Origin of the sequence: Cellulomonas biazotea (genome assembly GCF_004306155.1) — a bacterium.
Lineage (GTDB): Bacteria > Actinomycetota > Actinomycetes > Actinomycetales > Cellulomonadaceae > Cellulomonas > Cellulomonas biazotea.
In genome coordinates, this window is the sequence record NZ_BIMR01000497.1 from 1 (window position 1) to 1,691 (window position 1,691).

A 1,691-nucleotide genomic window follows, 5' to 3' on the forward strand; every position below is an offset into this window, starting at 1 on the left:
GCGGGGCCGGCCTCCGCACGTTCCCCACCCCATCCCCAGAACCCCGCCCGGCCCTCGAGGTCGCCGCTCCCCGCCCAGGTCGTCAGTCGTGACTGACGACCTCGACGCCGGGTGACGACCTCGGCGCACGAGGCGGTCCGCCACGGAGGCGTCGATGATTCCCCGGCTCAAGTCGCTCAACTGCCTCGCCCACGACGGCGAGCTCGTCGTCAGCCTCGACCCGAAGGTCCGGGTCCGGGTGGCCGACCCCGACGGTCGCGTCCTCGCGCTGCTGCGCCTGCTGCTCGACGGGACGCGGGACGTCCCGGCGCTCGCGGACGCGCTGCGCGGGCAGGGGTTCGCCGCCACACCGCCCGACGTCCAGGGTGTCGTCGCCCAGCTCGACGGGCTCGGCTGGCTGGAGGACGCCGCCGCGCCCTCGACGTTCGACGACCACGACCGCGAGCGGTACGCGAGCAACCTGTTCTGGTTCGACGCGTTCACCACGCTCGACGTCCCGCGCGAGGAGCCGCAGCGGCGCCTGCGCGACGCGCACGTCCTTGTGCTCGGGGCGGGCGGGCTCGGGTCCGCGGTGCTCATGAACCTCGCCGGCCTGGGCGTCGGTGCGCTCACCGTCGTCGACCAGGACCTCGTCGAGCTCCGCAACTTCGCGCGGCAGTTCACCTACACCGAGGCCGAGGTCGGGCAGCCCAAGGCGCTGCGGGTCGCCGACTGGCTGCGGGCGTTCGACCAGTCGCTGCGCGTCGAGGCCGAGCGTCGCCGCGTCGAGTCGACGCAGGACGTCGCGGACCTGCTGCGTCGCGTCCGGCCCGACGTCGTCGTGTCCGCGATCGACGAGCCCGACGAGGTCGACCGGTGGGTCAACGCCGCCTGCGTCGCCGCGGGCGTGCCGTTCGTGCGGGGTGGCCTCGCCTACACGCAGGGCCTGTACTGGGCGGTGGACCCGGGCGTGAGCGCGTGCCGCGAGTGCCTGGAGCGGCACCGCGAGCGGCTCGCCGACGGCATCGACCGCGAGGCCGTGCAGTGGCCGCGCGTCCTGCAGCAGCAGCGGGTCAACCGGGCCATCGGGCCCGTCGCGCAGGTCCTCGGCGGGTTCGTCGCGCTGGAGGCGCTGCGCTTCCTCACCGCCGACCTGCCCGGGATGCCGCGGCCCGTCTCCGCCGGCCGCTACCAGCTCGTCGACCTCGCCGGGGACTGCTCGACGCGCGCCGACCCGTGGCCCGCCGACCCCGCGTGCCCGGTGTGCGCGACGGCCCCGGCGCGGCGCACGGCCGCAGCGGCGTGACGGCCCGGCGATGACGACCGCCGCGCCGGGCCCTTCGCCCACGACCGCCCCGGTGTCGGTCGTCGGGCCGGCGTCCGTCCTGCGCCTGCACGTCCTCACGACGACACCCCAGGGGGACCGCGTCGTCGTCGGCCGTCCGGACACTGGCCGGTTCGTGGCGCTGCCCGCGGTCGGTGCGGACGCGCTCGCGCTGCTCGGCGAGGGGCGGTCGGTGCAGGACGTCGAGCGTGCGCTCACGCCGCCGGACGCCACCGAACCCGTCGACGTGCTGGCGTTCGCGCGGTCGCTCGTCGCGCTCGGCTTCGTCGCGGCCGTCGACGAGGACGCCGTCGCGCCGGCCGACGCGCCGGCCGAGGAGCGGCCGCCGGGCGGGTGGGTCGTCGCGCCGCGCGCCCGTGCGCGCTGG

Annotated in this window: 2 protein-coding genes; both read left to right on the top strand. The window is 76.8% G+C overall.

Annotation, left to right across the window (positions count from 1 at the left end; translation table 11 throughout):
• Positions 1 to 154: 154 nt before the first annotated feature.
• Positions 155 to 1,285, top strand: coding sequence for a HesA/MoeB/ThiF family protein (locus CBZ_RS20460; protein WP_130783242.1), 1,131 nt, complete (start codon positions 155 to 157; stop codon positions 1,283 to 1,285).
• A 10-nt stretch (positions 1,286 to 1,295) separates the two neighbouring features.
• A partial coding sequence (locus tag CBZ_RS20465; protein ID WP_218022844.1) for a hypothetical protein occupies positions 1,296 to 1,691 on the top strand: 396 nt, incomplete at its 3' end.